The 15,097-nt window shown below is 41.9% G+C and carries 11 protein-coding genes and 1 tRNA gene; 8 read left to right on the top strand and 4 right to left on the bottom strand.

Going from position 1 to position 15,097, the window contains the following annotated elements; translation table 11 throughout:
• Positions 1-8: 8 nt before the first annotated feature.
• From V5739_RS09900 to V5739_RS09870, 7 genes are all read left to right on the top strand, one after another.
• Positions 9-365, top strand: coding sequence for an MmcQ/YjbR family DNA-binding protein (locus tag V5739_RS09900; RefSeq protein ID WP_423818033.1), 357 nt, complete (start codon positions 9-11; stop codon positions 363-365).
• 5 nt (positions 366-370) lie between these two features.
• On the top strand, positions 371-2,146 hold the full coding sequence (locus tag V5739_RS09895) for a MutS-related protein (protein WP_423818032.1): 1,776 nt from the start codon (positions 371-373) through the stop codon (positions 2,144-2,146).
• A gap of 277 nt (positions 2,147-2,423) precedes the next feature.
• Positions 2,424-3,425, top strand: coding sequence for a metal-dependent hydrolase (locus V5739_RS09890; protein WP_423818031.1), 1,002 nt, complete (start codon positions 2,424-2,426; stop codon positions 3,423-3,425).
• 57 nt (positions 3,426-3,482) lie between these two features.
• Positions 3,483-5,195, top strand: a complete 1,713-nt coding sequence (locus V5739_RS09885) for a DUF885 domain-containing protein (RefSeq protein ID WP_423818030.1) — start codon at positions 3,483-3,485, stop codon at positions 5,193-5,195.
• Positions 5,196-5,391: 196 nt separating this feature from the next.
• Positions 5,392-5,946 carry an REP-associated tyrosine transposase gene (locus V5739_RS09880; RefSeq protein WP_423818029.1) on the top strand — a complete coding sequence of 185 codons (555 nt, stop codon included), beginning with the start codon at positions 5,392-5,394 and terminating at the stop codon, positions 5,944-5,946.
• A 207-nt stretch (positions 5,947-6,153) separates the two neighbouring features.
• Positions 6,154-7,053 (top strand): EamA family transporter, encoded by a 900-nt coding sequence (locus V5739_RS09875; protein ID WP_423818028.1) that lies wholly within the window; start codon positions 6,154-6,156, stop codon positions 7,051-7,053.
• 137 nt (positions 7,054-7,190) lie between these two features.
• Positions 7,191-7,766, top strand: a complete 576-nt coding sequence (locus V5739_RS09870; protein ID WP_423818027.1) for a PhnA domain-containing protein — start codon at positions 7,191-7,193, stop codon at positions 7,764-7,766.
• Positions 7,767-7,931: 165 nt separating this feature from the next.
• On the opposite strand, the gene V5739_RS09865 is transcribed toward V5739_RS09870, so the two are convergent.
• A complete protein-coding gene (locus tag V5739_RS09865; protein WP_423818026.1) occupies positions 7,932-9,329 on the bottom strand; it encodes a dipeptidase in 1,398 nt (465 codons plus the stop codon).
• A 220-nt stretch (positions 9,330-9,549) separates the two neighbouring features.
• On the opposite strand from V5739_RS09865, the gene V5739_RS09860 reads away from it, so the two are divergent.
• A tRNA-Leu gene (locus tag V5739_RS09860) sits at positions 9,550-9,631 on the top strand.
• A gap of 675 nt (positions 9,632-10,306) precedes the next feature.
• On the opposite strand, the gene V5739_RS09855 is transcribed toward V5739_RS09860, so the two are convergent.
• The 3 genes from V5739_RS09855 to V5739_RS09845 all read right to left on the bottom strand — a co-directional run bounded on the left by V5739_RS09855 (position 10,307) and on the right by V5739_RS09845 (position 15,097).
• Positions 10,307-10,699, bottom strand: a complete 393-nt coding sequence (locus V5739_RS09855) for a hypothetical protein (protein WP_423818025.1) — start codon at positions 10,697-10,699, stop codon at positions 10,307-10,309.
• A gap of 144 nt (positions 10,700-10,843) precedes the next feature.
• Entirely contained in the window at positions 10,844-12,541 is a 1,698-nt protein-coding gene (locus V5739_RS09850) for a carbohydrate-binding domain-containing protein (protein WP_423818024.1), read from the bottom strand.
• Between the two features lie 1,335 nt (positions 12,542-13,876).
• Complete coding sequence (locus V5739_RS09845) at positions 13,877-15,097, bottom strand: ABC transporter permease (RefSeq protein ID WP_423818023.1); 1,221 nt, start codon at positions 15,095-15,097, stop codon at positions 13,877-13,879.

Below are 15,097 nucleotides of genomic sequence, written 5' to 3'. Positions count from 1 at the left end.
TTTGAGCTATGGACGTAGATAGCTTCAGAAATTATTGTCTGGCGAAGAAAGGCGTGACCGAGGAGTTGCCTTTTGGCCCCGATGCTCTTGTTTTTAAAGTAATGGGTAAGATGTTTGCGCTTGCCGCTTTAGAAAGTGTTCCATTTACGGTGAGCCTCAAGTGCGATCCCGAAAAAGCGCTTACTTTAAGAGATGAATACCCAGATTACATTAAAGGCGCTTATCATATGAACAAAAAGCACTGGAACAGTCTTCAGGTAGAAAGTCTTCCGCCGCAACTGGTCCGGGAGTTAATAGATCATTCATACCTGCTTGTATTATCGGGTCTCACAAAGAAACTTCAGCAGGAATTACAAAACCTATAAATTAAATGACACAGCAACCCGCGACTTTTTACAAAGCTCAAATAGAAAAATACCGTACTCAGCTTCATGCAGCTTCAAGAAAACTGGGGCTTTCAAGCTTGCTGCGCTTCCTGGTATTCCTGGCGATCGCTTTTGCCGTCTATGCTTTTTGGGGAAATGCGACAGCTGTTGGGGCTTCCCTGCTGGTGGGGATTGCCATTTTTGTGTTCCTGGTTTCCCGGCATTCCGATTTGCGTTACGAGCGGGATAAATTCAGAGAATTGATAAAGATCAATGAGACCGAACTTGAAGTGCTTAAGCGGAATTTTCACAACCTGCCAACAGGAGATGAATTTGCAGATCCGCTGCATCCATACAGTCAGGATATCGATCTCTTCGGAAGGGCTTCTTTTTTCCAGTACCTTAACCGCTCTACTTTAATTGAAGGTAAGGAGAAACTGGCACAGCTGCTGCTTTCTAATGATATAAACCAGATTGAACTGAAGCAGGAAGCAATAAAAGAACTTGCTGAAAAAGCCGACTGGCGGCAGAATTTCTCTGCTCTGGCTACTTTAGTGAAAACGGAAACCCGTACCGCCACCATCACTGGGTGGCTCAACAACTACAGGAATTTTGTCCCCACATTCATGAAGTGGTTGCCCCTGATTTTTTCCACTATTTCAGGGATAGTAATAACAGCCTTTTTCCTCGACTTTATCGGCGGAATCGAACTTGCACTTTGGTTCTTCGCGGGGCTGCTCATTACCGGATTTTTCCTGAAGCGTATCAACCTGCTCTCTACCAGTGTAAGCAAAGTGCAGGACACCTTCCATCAGTATTATCAGCTACTGGCGCTAATTGAGAACACGACATTTCATTCAGAATTATTGAAGAGGAACAAAGAAGAAATAGCTTCCGAAAAGCAAAAGGCTTCCGCCATTCTTAAGAAGTTTTCCAGGTCTATAGATTCTCTTGATCAGCGAAACAACATGATCTTTGGGATGTTTGGAAATGGCTTTCTCCTGTGGGACCTGCGCTATTCCTGGAAGCTGGAGCAGTGGATAAAAGAACACGGGCAGGTGGTGCAAAAATGGTTTCGGGCTATAGAATTTCTGGATGCCTACAATTCCCTCGGAAACTTCGCCTTTAATCACCCGTCTTACGTTTTTCCTGAACTGCACCACGATTCCCACATTTCTGAAGCCACTCAGCTGGCGCATCCATTATTGGATCCAGAGAAGCGAATAGCCAATGATTTTTCAATCGAAAAAGAGCAGTTCTTCATCATTACCGGTGCAAATATGGCTGGAAAAAGTACCTTTTTGAGGACTGTAAGTTTGCAGATCCTTATGGGAAATGTGGGGCTTCCGGTTTGTGCCACTGCCTGCCACTACACGCCAATAAAACTCATCACCAGTATGCGGACTACAGATTCGCTTACAGATGATGAATCCTATTTCTTTTCGGAATTAAAACGGCTGAAGTTTGTAGTAGACGAGATAAAGACCGATAAATACTTCATAATCCTCGATGAGATCCTGAAGGGAACAAACAGTACAGATAAAGCCATTGGTTCCCGCAAGTTCATAGAAAAGCTGGTGGGCTCCAACTCCACCGGCATCATTGCCACCCATGATCTTAGCCTGTGTGAAGTTTCTGAAGAATTGCCACAAGTAAAGAACTACTATTTTGATGCAGAGATCATCAACGACGAACTCAATTTTGATTACCGCTTCAAAAAGGGCATCTGCCAGAATATGAATGCTTCTTTCCTGCTGAAGAAAATGGAAATTGTAGATTGAAGTACGAATTTAGATTTACGAAGTTAGAATTAGACCTCACAGGTTTTGAAAACCTGTGAGGTCTGCTTTAGAAAATATAAAAGTAAGTTGGCGCGGATTTGTAATCCGTGCCGGAACTGGAATTGGAATTTGGAATTTGGAATTTGAAAAAATGAAATTGTGGATTAGCCCCTAACCCCAAAAGGAAAATTACGCTTCAGAAAACAAAATTCGCAGGATCTCAATCAATTTACATTATTCTATATACAATATTCAATATACATTATACCTTTAAAAAGTGGATTCATTAACACAAATAGTACTCGGTGCCGCGGTAGGCGAAGCAGTTTTGGGCAGGAAAGCCGGGAACAAGGCGATGCTTTACGGCGCAATTGCAGGAACCATCCCCGATCTCGATGCACTTGCGAGCAATTTCACCGACACAATCACCGCAATTGAAGTCCACCGCGGATTAACACATTCCATCTTTTTTGCTGTGTTGGCTTCACCACTTTTTGGCTGGCTCATTTCAAAAATAGAACGAAAGAGCGGCGTTGGCTGGAAAGGCTGGTCATGGCTCATGTTCTGGGGCTTGTTTACACATCCCCTCCTCGACTCTTTTACCACCTGGGGCACGCAGTTGTTCTGGCCGCACGATATTCGGCTGGCGTTCAAGAGTATTTTCGTAATTGACCCCTTATACACCCTGCCTTTCCTGGTTTTCCTTATCCTGGCCATGCGGCGGAAAAAAGAGGATCCAAAAAGGGCAAAATTTAATCACCTTGGTTTGATTGTGAGTACAACCTACCTGATGCTCACTTTACTCCTGAAGTTTATTGCTCATCAACAGTTTATAGAAGATTTGGAGCAGCAGGGCATATTTTACTCCCGCATCGATACGCGTCCCACTCCGCTCAACACCGTGCTATGGTCGGCTAATGTGGAGGCCGAAGAAGATTTTCTCATTGGGTATTATTCTTTTTTTGATAACGAGATGATACGCTTTGAAGCGGTGCCAAAGAACCATCATTACCTGGGGAGTCTCAAAAATGACAAAAATGTGCAGCGTTTAATTGACATCACGAATGGCTGGTACAGTATCTCCGAGAAAGATGGGTTCCTTTACTTTAACGATCTGCGCTTCGGAAAACTTAATCCTTCAGCTGAAGATTCAAATTTTGCTTTCAGCTATAAATTAATTCCGGAAGATGGCAACGTAACAGCCGAAGAAGAGCCCAAACGCCCGGAAGATGGAAAACAGATCCTTATAGATCTTTGGGAGCGCATCAAAGGCAATTAACTTCAGGAGTGAGATTTCCTGAAAGCTTTATATTTATCATTCATCAAAAATGTCATCATGAAATACCTTTTTTGGAACCTAACATTTCTTCTCCTTGTAAGTTTTCAAGTACAAAGTCAGAATTCTTCCGAAGCATTAAAGCAGGTGATAGAAAAGGTTGATGAGCATAAAGTATATGACCGACCGGCCAATCCGCTGGGACTTTTCACAGAAGAATTGTATAAAAAAGAGGCCGAATTTGTCCGGGAGCGCCTAAAGGAGCTCGAAAAGATCAATAAAGAGCAGCTTTCTGAAACTGAAGAGATTTCTGCCGAACTGTTGCGATATGATCTTCAGGAAACTGTCGATTTTTATGAATACGAGGCTTATTTGAATCCGTTGCTTTCAGATGCCGGTTTTCATGTGAGTCTGCCGTATCACGTGAGGGATTTTAGCACCTACACGCAGGTAAAGGAATACCTGAACAAGCTCAATGCGATTCCCGCTTATGTAGATCAACACCTGGTACTGCTGCGGAAGGGGATCAAAAAAGGAAATTTACAGCCTGCGGTTATTTTTAAGGGATATGAGGCTACATATAATGACCAGATTGTTGATGATCCTAAAAAAAGTTACTATTATTCGCCATTTCTGAAGCTTCCGTCAATTCTGAATCAGCAGCAAAAAGATTCAGTTTTAGCTGCGGCTGAAATTGCAGTCTCAAAAAATGTGATCCCGCAATTCAGGCGTGTAAAAGCCTTTTTTGAAACAGAATACCTTCCGGCGGCGAGAGAATCTATTGGAGTTTCAGAAATTCCCGGAGGCAGGGAATATTATCAAAATCGCCTGAATTACTATACCACCCTGGATTTTTCCGCAGAAGAGATCCATCAGAAAGGCCTGGAAGAAGTGGCACGGATCAATGCCGAAATGAAAAAAATCATTTCAGAAGTAGGTTTTGAAGGCAGTTTTGAAGATTTTATCCACTTTCTGCGGACAGACGAGCAGTTTTATGCGAAAACCGGAGAGGAGCTGCTAAAAGAGGCGAGGGATATTTCAAAACGCATCGATGCCCAGCTTCCGAAGTTCTTTAAAACCCTGCCACGAAGACCTTATGGTGTGGCTCCAGTACCCGACGCCATTGCCCCAAAATACACTACCGGGCGTTATGTTGGAGGCGGCGATGATACCGAACCGGGGTATTATTGGGTAAATACTTATAATCTTTCAAACCGGCCACTGTACGTGTTACCGGCGTTGACTGCCCATGAAGCAGTACCCGGCCATCACCTGCAAATCTCCTTAAACGGGGAGCTGGGAGATAGTATTCCGAAGTTTAGAAGGAACTTCTATTTATCGGCTTTTGGAGAGGGCTGGGGCCTTTATTCTGAAAGCCTGGCAGAAGAAATGGGCATCTACACAACTCCTTATGAGCGCTTCGGCAAACTGACTTATGAACAATGGCGCGCCGGCCGACTCGTAGTCGATACCGGTATTCACGCGATGGGCTGGACGCGAGAACAGGCAGTAGAATTTCTTCGCGCCAACACTGCACTTTCCATTCATAACATCAATACTGAAGTAGACCGCTACATTTCGTGGCCGGGACAGGCAGTTTCTTATAAAATTGGTGAGATGAAGATCCGTGAACTCCGCAAAAAAGCTGAAGAGGCTCTGGGTACCGATTTTGACATTCGAAAATTCCATGAGATCATTCTCGAACAGGGAACAGTGACATTGCCCATCATGGAGCAAAGGGTGGATGCTTATATTGAAAGAAACAATAAATAATCCTGCTCAGCACGGATTGTAAATCCGCGCTATCAAAGTTCCTCCTAAAGTTGTTGCGGATCTGTGATCCGTGACGGGATTCTGAAAAGAGATCGAACTCAGCACGGATTGCAAATCCGCGCTATCAAAGTTTGCCCTGAAGCTGGCGCGGATCTGCGATCCGTGACGGGATATTTAAAAGTATTATCTTTCTCGTATGTCTACTAAATATAAAGCTACACAAAGTGATGCAGGATATTTTGTCACCCTGACTACTGTGGGGTGGGTGGATGTATTTACACGTCCTCAGCAGAAAGATATGTTGATCAAAAATCTTCAATTTTGCCAAAAGCAAAAAGGATTGGAAATCTATGCTTACTGCATCATGTCTAATCATTTTCACATGCTGTGTAAAGCAATAGGAGATTTTTCACTTCCTGAAATAATGCGCGATTTCAAAAAGTTCACCTCCAAAGAAGTTATAAAAAACATAGAAGCAGAACCGGAAAGCCGTCGTGATTGGATGCTGAAATATTTTGAAGATTCCTGTTATCGTCTTAAAAGAAATCAACAATATAAAGTCTGGCAGGATGGCTATCATGCCGAACTGCTGTTCTCTCATAAATTTATCCTGCAAAAATTAAAATATACTCACAATAATCCAGTGAAGGAAAGAATTGTGGCTGAACCAGAAGATTACATTTACAGTTCGGCACGTGACTACGCAGGATTAAAGGGAGAGCTCGAAGTGGTGGTTTTGGATGTAATTTGATTTTTTGAACTCAGCACGGATTACAAATCCGCAGTAGCGACTGCTGTTGGCGCTGAACTTCTTTAAAAATAACATTCCAAAAAATCTTTTCCCACTTCGTGGAAATAACCTACTTTTGCACCCGCAAAAATTCTTTCTTAACACAGGATTTTTCTGAATAAAATCCAATCCTTAAAATCATCTGCAGACGTTCTGCAATCTCTATTTATGAACAACTCTTTACTTAAAGGCAGCCTTTTTGTTGCACTTGGGGCGATTAGCTATGGAATGCTGACTACCTTCGTAAAAATGGCATATGCCGAAGGTTACACCTCTCATGAGATCACTTTTGCCCAAATGGCACTGGGCCTTGTGGGATTACTTATTATCAACTTTTTTACAGGAAAAAAGAAGGGAGCAGCTCCCGTTCAGAATAGATCTAAAAGTATCCTGAAACTTGTTGCTGCCGGAACTTCGCTGGGTCTTACCAGTACTTTTTATTATCTGGCAGCTAAGTATATCCCGGTATCTATTGGCATTGTTCTCTTAATGCAAAGCGTTTGGATGGGTGTAGTGCTGGAAGCTATCCTTGAAAAGAAAAGTCCTGGAGCTAAAAAGGTATTTGCTGTAGTTGCCATCCTTGCCGGGACGGTACTTGCGACCAACCTAATGACCGATTCTTTCCAGCTGGACTGGAGAGGAACGGGCTGGGGGCTGCTTGCCGCAATGTCTTATACCGTGACTATCTACACCTCAAATACAGTTTCATTACAACTACACCCTTTAAGGAGAAGCCTTTGGATGATGGTTGGAGGTACTCTTATTGTCGGGATCATTTCCTTCCCTTTTTTAATAGAACAATTTAACCTGCAGATATTTCAGAAATGGGGATTGATTCTTGCCATTTTTGGAACTATTCTTCCTCCCATTCTTTACACCCAGGGAATGCCTAAAACAGGAGTGGGCCTTGGCGCCATCGTCTCTTCAATTGAGTTGCCGGCAGCGGTGCTTATGGCGTACTTCCTGTTGAGTGAGACCGTAAACCTCTATCAATGGGCAGGTATTGCCCTCATACTTATTGCAGTAATTCAGATGAACCTGCCTAATTTCAGGCGGAACAAGATCTAAAATAAATGCTTCTGAAATAAATCCTTTTTCTGAAGCTTTATCATAGGTTTCAGCAGAAGAGAATAATTTCAGCAAAGCCTGAAACTGGCATTCTTAAACTACAGAAAATGCTACCTTTGTCTTAAAATTCTCTTAAAATGAGCTTAGAACAAGACCTGTTTCAAAGAAGTTCCTCGCAATGTGAACTTTGTACGTCTACCAATGATCTTGAGGTATATGAAATTCCCGATTCTCCTGCAGGTAGCGAACACCATATACTTGTTTGCGCTACCTGTAAGGAGCAAATAGAAGATCCTGAAAAGACAGACCCCAACCACTGGAGATGTCTTAATGACAGCATGTGGAGTACTGTCCCTGCGGTTCAGGTTATGGCGTGGCGCATGTTAAACCGATTAAAGGGCGAAGGCTGGCCGCAAGACCTGCTCGATATGATGTATATGGAAGAGGAGCAGCTGGCATGGGCAAAAGCCGGGCAGGCTACAGGAGAAACTTCTGGAGGTGTGGTTCACAAGGATTCTAATGGTGTAACTATAGAAGCCGGGGATACCGTGGTTTTGATTAAAGATTTGCCGGTGCGTGGCTCCAGCCTTGTAGCAAAAAGGGGAACGGCGGTACGAAGAGTTTCTTTAGTTCACGACAATCCGGAGCAGATTGAAGGTAAGGTAGAAGGTCAACAGATCGTGATCCTTACAAAGTTCGTTAAGAAGTCATAAATACAGAAGTCGCAGAAGATCTGCGCTTTCACAACATATTAAAAGGCCTCACTGTTTTTCAAAATCAGTGAGGCCTTTTGAGTTTAAACCTAACAGGTCTTTGAGACCTGTTAGGTTTTATATATTCCGTTTGGCGCGGATTTGCAGTCCGTGCCGTGTATACTGCTACTTCTCTGCCTGCTTCAGTTTAGTGAAGTGCTTGTAGAAGTACGGAATGGTTTCAATTCCCTTAAGGTAATTCCAGATTCCGAAGTGTTCATTCGGGGAATGGATCGCATCTGTATCCAGCCCAAAGCCCATCAGGATAGTCTTACTCTTTAGTTCTTTCTCAAACAGGGCAACTATGGGAATACTTCCACCGCTGTGCTGCGGGATTGGATCTTTTCCGAAGACTTCGGCGTAAGCATCATTGGCAGCCTGATATTCGAGTGTGTCTATAGGAGTAACATAGGCCTGCCCACCGTGATGAGTAGTCACTTTTACCCTGACACTTTTTGGGGCGAGGCTCTCAAAATGTTTGGTGAACAATTCACTTATATTTTTCCAGTCCTGGTCACTTACCAGGCGCATAGAAATTTTTGCATAGGCTTTTGATGGCAAAACTGTTTTTGCACCTTCGCCGGTGTAGCCTCCCCAAATTCCGTTCACATCTAGTGTAGGTCGAATAGAAGCACGTTCCAGGGTGCTGAAACCTTCTTCTCCCTGCACATCTTCAATATTAAGCTTCTTTTTATAGGCTTCAAGATCAAAAGGAGCCTCGGCCATTTTTTCCCTTTCAGCTTCGCTGTACTCCTTTACATTGTCATAAAATCCGGGAACAGTGATCCTGTTGTTCTCATCCTGTAAAGAAGCGATCATTTTTGAAAGCACATTAATGGGATTTGCTACCGCTCCACCATATAGTCCGCTGTGGAGGTCGCGGTTGGGGCCGGTCACTTCCACTTCCATATAGCTAAGGCCGCGGAGCCCCGTGGTAATTGAGGGCACATCTTTAGCAATCATCCCGGTATCACTAATAAGAATCACATCGTTCTGCAGTTTTTCCCTGTTCTTCTCAATGAACCAGCCCAGGTTTTCACTTCCCACTTCTTCTTCCCCTTCAATCATGAACTTCACATTGCAGGGAAGTTTATCATTTTTGGTCATGTATTCCAATGCCTTTACGTGCATGTACATCTGGCCTTTATCGTCACATGCTCCCCTGGCAAAAATGGCACCTTCGGGATGAATTTCTGTATTTTTGATCACCGGCTCAAACGGCGGACTCTCCCATAGTTCAACAGGATCTGGCGGCTGGACGTCGTAATGACCATACACGAGCACTGTGGGCAGGTTCTTATCAATGATCTTTTCTCCAAAAACAACCGGGTGACCTGGAGTTTCATGGATTTCAGCCACATCGCAACCAGCGTCTAGCAGGCTTTGTTTAACAGCTTCGGCAGTTTTCAGTAGATCTTTCTTGTATTTGGAATCGGCACTAATGGAAGGGATTTTTAGCAGCTCCACGAGTTCGTCAATGAACCGCTGTTTATTCTCTTCCACATATTTTTTAATGTCTTGCATGTGTATAATTTTGGTAAAGAGTAAAGGTAAAAAATAGTATTGAGTAATTAGTACTGAGTAGTTAGCGGGAAGACATCTCAATACTCAGTACTAATTACTCAATACTAAAGAAAAAAAATCTCCGTTAGGGAGAATTTTTTTTCTTTTTCCATTTGCAGATTCAAACTTATGCTTATATTTGCATCCGCTTACAACAAGCAATCTTATTGAAATTACCAACGCGGGCGTGGTGGAATTGGTAGACACGCTAGACTTAGGATCTAGTGCCTCGCGGTGTGAGAGTTCGAGTCTCTCCGCCCGCACAACGGGATAAGCCGACTTTTAGGAGTCGGCTTTTTCTTTTTGGTACAACATAGGTACAACAACTTTTGAAATCGATCCTTTTCTTATCTTGTTAATATTAGATTTACGTATTTAGGTACATTTAATGTCTATAACTCTTAAAATTAATTATTGAGCGACTTTGGTGTTTTATAAGAGCTGAACCATTACTATTATTTAGATGCTCTGTAGCGGATATTCAATATCTGTCAGTTTGATCAGGTTCAGGTTTAATTATCCTCCCGAAGAACCCAACAATTCTCTAGGAGACCTAATATTTGATAGTTTTATCTTTCCAAATTGTGATGTTGATAAACTGAAGTTTAACTGACCTTTCCTTTTTTATACTACGATCGTTTTCAGCAAGGTATATCCATCTGTAGTGTTTCCCGTTATAGAATCCAACAGATTCCCATCTAAACTATTAGAAAACACATTGTCATATTCATTCAATGTGTTAGCTTCTCCTCTATACCCATCTGACGCATAAACAGTGTCACAAACAGTTTTGGGAAAAGCGATCTGGGTGACGCGTATTGAATTGCCGTTACTGTCCAAAATTTCCACGTGAATGTGCGGTGCTCTACCGTTATACCAACCTGGGAAAATGCTTATAAAAAAGGCTTGTCCGTTGCTGTTGGTGGTTTGTCTTCCTCTTAAAAAGTGTTCATTAGTATAGTTTGTGGATTGCATTGGGAACCTCCATATTCGGAATAATTACCATCGGCATCACAATGCCATATATCAACCAAAATATCCGCCAATGGCTTGCAATCATTACTCTCCTCCTGAACTGTAAGTGTAATTAACAGAGGAACACCCGAGCGATTACCAATAATGTTTTCTCTTACTAAATCAGCCGGCGTTTTTATTGGGAAAGGTCCGGCAGTTTCACTTGGCGATAATTCACAATCACCGGTAGTTGCCGATTCATCATCAATAGGTATTAAACTGTCATCATTTTTTGAACAAGATGCAACAATGGTTGGTATAGCAACAATGGTCCCCAGCCCAAACAATCCATTTTTTAAAAATTCTTTTCTTTGCATTTTTATTTGTTTTAATATTCTACATATTCATTTCTCCCAGTACCTAAAATAGTTCCCATCAGCTTCATTGATCCTATCTGCTTCTATAAAAGTTTTTTTTGTGACGCTTCAATCTGGTGATTTTCATCTCTTTCTCTGCACGTTTTAATTTAATGTTGTCACTGTAGACGAGAGAGAAAATTCTTTGTAAAGACTTCCACTGGTGTAGTTTCCTTCGTTATATAAACCATCTGTAGCTGTTCCGCTAGAACTACCTCCCAGGTAGAGGTTGTATGACTCGCCGGTTTTTAACTGTGGAGAAGAAAAAACCACGGACTGGAAAGCTTTTGCCGGCATAAAGGTAAAGAGGGAGGTGCCATCACTGTTTTCAAGGTGTATCAGCGTGTTTGCTTCCCGGCCCGAATTCAACTTTACCAGGACAGAATTTTGATTCGAAGAATTACTTGGCGCCTGCGCCATACCTGAACTGCCTACTGCTAATAAAAATCCGCCGGAGATATTAAATTGCCTGTCATAATCAATGGCGCCGTTTCCGGAAGATGTTGGTCCATTCACAATAACGACACCATCTGTCATTTCCAGTACTCCGTTTACATCTATTCCGTCACCTTCCGAGTCAATTACCAGATACCCCGCATTGATATATAGATAGTAGTTAGAACCGTCGGCATCTCCTGCAGCATTAACAGCATCATCACTTGAAACAACATGGATATTACCTCCGTTTATACTAATCTCAGCTCCCTCAATACCTTCTACAGACCCTGAGATTACGATCTCTCCGTCATTTATTTCCAGATTCTCATCAGAATGTATGGCATCATCTCCAGATGTTATATGAATAGCTCCCCCGTTTATGGTAACCTGTTCTTTTGAATGTATTCCATCATCGGCAGCGTCTATGTTCAGGATAGCACCTGTCTCTATAGTAACCCCTGTACCACCCTTAACTCCTTTGGAAGAATTCTCTCCCAATAATGCACTACTTCCCCCACCACTGGTGATATTTAAATTAGCCCCGGCAATGCTTAGCTTACTTTCTGCCTGCAGTCCATCTTCTCCCGAAATTATGATGAAATTTCCCGATTCAATAGTAATATATCCTACAGAGGTAATAGCATCGTTACTGGATTTAAAGGCATCACCCCCGGCTGAAATCTTATATGAGCCATCCTTAACAAGTAAGAAATCCTTTGCCTCTATTCCATTCTCTATGGAGGTTACCTCAATATTTGCTTCCTTTAAAATAAGACCCGCATTACTTTTTATTGCTTCGTTAGAATTTCCCTGCACAACGAGAGTACCTCCACCATAGATCGTTAGATCATCATTGCTGTAAAGGGCTGCATCGGACTCTGTGTCTCCTGAATCTAAATAATAGGAGGCATCGGCTAAATAATTTGTTGTTCCGTCCAGTACTATGATGATTGTTTTTTCAGCATTTATAATATTAAAGGCAGAACCTGATTTGTTATTGATTTCCACCCCATTCAGCAGGATTTGTACTGCATCATTGTTTTCAGTATCTACTATAAGTTGCCCATCTTCCAGGTCTCCAGTCACGCGGTAAGTAGCAGCCGCTGTTAATGTAGCGGTGGTGCCGTCAATGGTAACTACATCGTCACTTGTCGTAATGGAAGTGCCATTCAATACGATATCTATTACAGTTGCATCATCCCATACATAATCCTCCGAGGCTTCATGGGTTAGGCCATCTTCTTCAGTAGCTTGCCTACTTTCACTTTCAGCTTCGTCAGTTATACTATCATCTGTGCTGCATCCAACAAGAAACAGCATGGTCAAACCCAGGATTAATAATGGTATTTCATTTAATGTTTTCATTCTTTTGATTTTTAATTTTTAAGAAAAAAGGGAGTTTGTATATTCAAAAAATTTATCGGCGGTTATAAGGCACTTACAAAACCCTGGAGGCTGAATAAGACTGACAACAGTGTGACAGGAACAGGAAAAGAACGATGTGCCTATACGGACGCCCTGGATGTTTTTTTGTCTTTGATCTTATTTCCCGGCCGGAAAAGAATAACCCGCTTTATACCGATTTCCATTTATTCCATGAGGAATCCGGGATCTCTTTATTTTTAAGTTTTTAATCACTCATTCACCTTTTTTGCTTCCTTTATGGAGCCAAAAGTGGTCTTGATATACTGCAGGAATAAATTCCTTCCTAATCAATACCTGTTGTTTTTAATGATTTTTGCGCCAATTGTCCAGGTATATTGTTGCACAATTACTTTTAATTGAAACCCCCAGGCTTCTTTAACCAGGGGGAGATTAATGTCTACTCAGGGGTTCCTCCTAAAATCAACAATCACAAATCAATTTAAAGAACAAAATTCTTCCTGCGCTTGCTGGGGAAAAAGTTCTGTTTCTTTTCCCGGTGTCCATTACGGCACCACTAATGATCTCCGTAAAAGTTCCTCCAAAATTAGCTCAACTAACCGGCTCTCAAAAACTTACTCGACAAACTAACCAATCTCCTATACCAACTAAAATATCAAGTAGATTAATAATTTTGTGGTGGCATTTGTCCTTAAAAAGCGCTTATACAAAAATATTACTTGCTTTAACAGAACAGGTTAGTGAAGGCAGATTTACCCATACTAAAAAGAAGATATCTTCCTTTTCTTTCCGCCAGGATGAAGATGAATCTCTGGTCAAACACAGACAGGACAATTACCAGTACAAAGGGCATAGCCTCATTTAAATATGAAATCTTACACCTTTAAAAGTTTTTAACTCTATTAGTAAGAACAGAGCAGTGGTTGACCAAAATCGCTAACTACCCGTCTCTGGGCAGGTAAAGTATGAAGCTTTTATGAAACCACCTCCTTTAAGCGATACACTTGACAGTGAGTTGAACTGTTTACCAGGTTCAATAAAAAAATAGGAAGAGAGAATAATGGTTTGATTGAGGTTTACTTTCGACATCCTCCTGAAATTAAAATAAAGTAAAATTCTCCGGGGCAAGCCCACGGAGCATTTTAGTGGAACACGTTTTCAAACTCTAGGCATTTACTGACGATGCAAGCATCGGGGTATTTACCCTCCTAGAATAAAAAGGCCGCCTACCGGCAGCCTTTTAGACTAATTCAAAAAATTTATTCTTATATCTTCAGGTTTTAAGATTTATACTCATTTATATTGAACTTGTTCTTACTATTCATATCGTAAGGCTATAATCGGGTCTAAAGAAGAGGCTTTTCGGGCGGGGTACCAGCCAAAAAAGATCCCGGTAAATGCACACACAGCAAATGAGATAATGATAGAATATGCTGTGATAAAGGTGGGCCACTGTAAAATATTTTCAATTAAAAGGGTTGTGGCGACACCCAGGCTCACCCCAATAATTCCTCCTGTAATACTTATTAAAATTGCTTCTATCAAAAACTGCATGAGAATATCCATTTCCTGCCCTCCAACGGCCATTCGCAAGCCAATCTCCCTCGTGCGCTCTTTTACTGAAACATACATTATATTCATGATCCCAATTCCGCCAATAAAGAGTGAAATACTGGCAATTGCAACCAATAGAACAGTTAGCATCTCACTTGTGGAACTAAAAGCAGAAATCAATTCTTCCATAGAAAACACGTTAAAATCATCTTCTTCATATTCCCCAATATTATGCTGATCGCGTAAAATTTCGGATGCTTCTTCCACAGCCTGTTGTGCCTGTTCTTCACTCACAGCAGAAGCTACTATAGCCTGAAAATGATCTATAGCAAGGATTCTTTTCTGAATAGTGGTATAGGGAGCCAGGATCACATCATCCTGGTCCTGTCCAAAGGTGTTTTCTCCTTTAGGTGCTAAAACTCCAATAACTTTAAATGGAATCTTATTAAACCGTATCATTTTACCTACAGGATCTTCTCCATCAGGAAAAATGTTTTCTACCACTGTTTGGCCAATCACTGCCACTTTTGCTGCAGATCTTACTTCGGCATCAGTAAACATACTTCCGTTTTCAACTTCCAGTACCCGTATATCTGTATAATCGGGACTTACTCCGTAAACAGAAGTGGGCCAGTTATTGGGTCCATTAATCACCTGTCCGGTACCGTTAACCTGGGGGGAAAGATGAGTAAGAAGGCTTGCCTGTTCTTTCAGGGCCTTGTAATCTTCCAGTTTAAGAGATTGCATAGAGCCGGGATCTGTTCTTACACCGCCCTGCATCCCGGCACCGGGCCTTATGGTGATCATATTAGAGCCCATACTTGAGATCTGGGATTTAATACTCTCTTTAGATCCTTCTCCTATCGCAAGCATTGCAATTACCGAAGCCACACCAATAATAATTCCCAGCATCGTGAGGAATGTCCGCATTTTATTGAGCTTTATTGCTCTCCATGCTATTTTAAGTAAATTCACAATTCTCAT

The organism is Salinimicrobium sp. TIG7-5_MAKvit, assembly GCF_049569215.1.
GTDB lineage: Bacteria > Bacteroidota > Bacteroidia > Flavobacteriales > Flavobacteriaceae > Salinimicrobium > Salinimicrobium profundisediminis.
Note: the sequence above shows the minus strand (reverse complement) of the source record. Positions and strands in the feature narration are given on the sequence as shown.